General features: G+C 70.7%; 4 protein-coding genes. 2 read left to right on the forward strand and 2 right to left on the reverse strand.

Annotated elements, in window-relative coordinates:
• Together AB1609_18320 and AB1609_18325 are read right to left on the reverse strand one after the other, a co-directional pair.
• On the reverse strand, positions 1 to 325 hold a 325-nt coding region (locus AB1609_18320), incomplete at its 3' end, for a hypothetical protein (GenBank protein MEW6048403.1).
• 24 nt (positions 326 to 349) lie between these two features.
• On the reverse strand, positions 350 to 1885 hold the full coding sequence (locus AB1609_18325) for an MFS transporter (protein MEW6048404.1): 1536 nt from the start codon (positions 1883 to 1885) through the stop codon (positions 350 to 352).
• A 198-nt stretch (positions 1886 to 2083) separates the two neighbouring features.
• On the opposite strand from AB1609_18325, the gene AB1609_18330 reads away from it, so the two are divergent.
• Together AB1609_18330 and AB1609_18335 are read left to right on the forward strand one after the other, a co-directional pair.
• On the forward strand, positions 2084 to 2905 hold the full coding sequence (locus tag AB1609_18330; protein MEW6048405.1) for a hypothetical protein: 822 nt from the start codon (positions 2084 to 2086) through the stop codon (positions 2903 to 2905).
• A gap of 29 nt (positions 2906 to 2934) precedes the next feature.
• Positions 2935 to 3527 (forward strand): hypothetical protein (locus tag AB1609_18335; protein ID MEW6048406.1); only part of this gene is annotated, 593 nt, incomplete at its 3' end.

Raw genomic sequence — 3527 nt, forward strand, 5'->3', positions numbered from 1 at the left:
GCTCCGCCCGGCCACCTTCCAGCTCCTGGCGATACAGCCGGCCCTGGTCCCCCACGAAGTACACCACGCCGGCGCCCGCCCCGAAGTCCCCGCCCCCGTAGCCGACCCGGGCGCGTACCTGTACGGTGGGCGTCAGCTCACGAAAGCCGCCGCCCGGCTCCGAAAGATCGGCCGCGACCAGGATGCCGCGGCCCGAGCGCTCCTCGTGCCACACGAGGGTCCTTGCCTGCCTGGTGTCCCACGCCACGTCGGTCAGGCGCACTCCCGCGCCCATCCGCACGGGGGTGAACGGGCTCGTCCACAGGCCGTACGGCCGCACTTCCATCGGTCGCCTTCCCCTCCCTGCACGTTAGCGACTGTCACCGGCGGGCGCCGGACGCTCGCGCGCGGCTGCCCTGCGGCCTTCAGAGGGGGCGCGCCGGGCGGCCAGCGACGCAAGCGTGCCCAGCACCGCCACCCCCGCCCCCACCGTCATCGCCGCGTGCATGCCGGCCAAGAACGGCTCCGGCACTGCTCCCGACGCTTCCAGCCGGACACCGGCGCGGGCCGTGAAGACCGCGCCGGAGACCGCGATGCCAAGCACCATGCCGGTGTTGCGCATGCCGGCAAGGGTGCCGCCGGCAACGCCCAGCCGCTCGCGGGGCACCGATCCCATGATGGTGCTGTTGTTGGGCGTCTGGAAGAGGCCGGATCCCAACCCTACGAGGAACAACCGCCAGAAGACGCTCGACGCCGGAACATCGACGCCCAGACGGCTCATGTTGAACACGCCTGCCGACAGGATGGCCATGCCCATCACCGCAAGCCACCGCGAACCGAAGCGGTCCGACAGGTACCCCGCAAACGGCGCTGCCAGCAGGACGGCCGCGGGGAAGCCGAGCATGACGAGGCCGGCACGATCGGGCGGCAGGCCCAGGGCGAACTGAAGGTAAAAGGGCAGCAGGAACGTGACGGAGAACTGCGCGATGAAGCTCAAAAGCCCGCTTGCGTTGGCCAGCGCGAAGACGCGGTGCCCGAAGAGCTGAAGGTCGACCATCGGGGCTTTCACGCGCTGTTCGATGCCCACGAAGGCCAGGAACATAACCATGCCTGCAGCGAGCGCCCCCACCACGGCACCGGAGCGCCATCCCCAGACCGGCCCCTGGCTGGCGGCCAGCAGCACCAGAAACAGTGCCCCAAACAGCGTCGCGGCCCCGGGAATGTCGAAGGCCGCCCGGTCTACGTGCGCCGCGCCCGGGAGAACACGTGCCGCCCAGGCCGTCCCGACGGTCCCGATGGGTAAGTTGATATAGAAGATGGACCGCCACCCCAGGTGCTCGACCAGAAGCCCGCCCAGCCCGGGGCCGATAAAGAGCCCGACGGCGACGGCCATCGCATTGAGCCCAAGGGCTCGGCCCCTTTCGCTTGGCGGGAAGACCTGCGTGATGATGGCCGGGCCTGCCGCCATCATCATGCCGGCCCCTACGGCCTGTACCACCCGGAACGCGATCAGCCACCCGATGGAGGCAGCCGCGCCGCACATCACCGAACCGGCCGTGAAGATGCCAAACCCCGCCAGGTAGACGGCGCGGTGCCCGTACATGTCGCCAAGCCGGCCCCAGGTGAGCAACAGGCTTGAGATGACCAGAAGGTAGGCGATGGCCACCCACTCGGCCACCGGCAGCGTGGTCTCGAGGGAGCGGGTGACGACGGGCAGCGCAATGTTGACCACGCTGCCGTCCACGGGCCCCATGAGGGTTCCGAGCGCAATGGCGGAGAGGATCCGCCAGCGCAGGGGATGGCCCTTTTCGACCCGGTCTGAACCGGTCACGACCTGCACCCGCCCGCGAACCGCCCCGCCGGACTCCAGCAGGGCCGGCCCATCCTGAAAGACCGCGGCCGTCAAGATTATGCTGCCCCGGCCTCAAGCAGGCAGTGTCTCGGGTACTTCACCGCACGCTCGGGACTCCCCTTGCTGCCCCCACCAAAACCCAGGATGGCCGCATCCTTCCCGGGATGGCGCCTGCGTCCACGCCGCCCAGCGAGCCGCCCGGCTCTTTTCAGGGCCTTCTCCTCATACTCCTGGTGGAGGTGGGTCCGTACCATGTCCGCCGAGCGCTGGCTCCGCATCGCCGCAGCGGCCGCCCTTCTACTCCTCGTGGTCGCGGCCGGGGCCCTTGCGGCCCAGTGGCGAACTTCCCAGGAGGCGGCCCGCCTGAGGGCCCAACTGACGCAAATGCAGCGGCAGCCCGGGGCCGCCGAGCCGGACGCAAGGCCTGGACCGATGGAGCCTTCACCGGTCGCCCTGACGAGAGTCCGCCTCGTCCCGGAAGAGCAGCCCGCGGCGCCGCAGAACGCGGGAGCAGGGGAAACGACCCGGGCCGGCCAGGCGGCTGCGGCCACGCCGCAGGAGCCGGCCCCGGTGGTCACGGGGCCCTTTTCGGTGCAGGCCACCGTGTCCAACCGCTCGGATCGCACCGTGAAGCAGCCGGTCTATGCGTTTCTCATCATCAGTGACCCCAAGAACCCGGGCCGCGCCCCCGAGCTTCAGCGGCAGGAGGCCGTGATCGAGTCCCTGGCGCCCGGGGATACCACCACGGTCGTCCTGAAGGGGTTCCGGGCGCAGGACCCCGGCCTGCGGCACGAGGTGGTGGTTACCACGCCGGCGCTGGACCCGGCAAGGCCGGGTGGCACGGTCGCCAAGATCGTCCCCCAGGTGAAGGCTGCCGCTCGGCCCGCGCCGCAGCCGCCCGCGGCTCGCACCCCGCCCCCTGCTCCGCAGCCGGCGCCGCCGGCTGTGCAGCCACCGGCCACGCAGCCGCCCGCGGCACAGGCCCCCAGCCCGCAACCACCCGCCGCGCAGCCTCCTGCCGGCGCAGCACCCGGCGCTGAAAACCAGGAGGTGCCGTCACAGGAGCAGGAATAACAGCGAATTCAGAAAAGTACGCTTTGTCCATGCACCGGGCACCTCTGAGACGGTACCGCGCGGCTGCCCTCGCCGTGGTGGCCGCGTTTTCCGTGGCGGGCGCAGCCGCACCGGCGGCGCCAGCCGATGGCGCGTCGAAATCCCCCCTGCCCTACGTGCGCGGTGGCAGCCGCTGGTTGTACGACTCCAATCTGGGCCCCGCCACGGTCACCCTCGACGAGTACGGGGTGCGGGACGGCGCGAGGCTCTACCGGTGGGAGATCCGCGTCCTCGGCGTGCGTATGGAGGAGGTGCTGCAATTGCGCTCATCGGGCCTTTACACGGCGAACCGCACCTTTCTCCTCCCCCTCGGCGAGTTCTGGGCGCTGACCTTCGAGCCGCCCGAGTTCACCATCGCGCTGCCGCTGGAGGTGGGCCGCCGCTGGGAGGCGCGTTCGCCCGTAAAGGCCGGGGGCTCGTGGGGCTGGACGAACGTCAACGGCTCCGTCGCGGCGTTCGAGCCCGTATCGGTGCCGGCCGGCCAGTACATGGCCTACCGTATTGTCCTGCTCCGGACGGACACGTGGGGCAGCTATGTCGAGAGCCTCATCTGGCTTGACCCGGAGGTCGGCGTGATCCGGGC

This window comes from Bacillota bacterium (assembly GCA_040754675.1).
In the GTDB taxonomy this organism is placed as follows: domain Bacteria; phylum Bacillota; class Limnochordia; order Limnochordales; family Geochordaceae; genus Geochorda.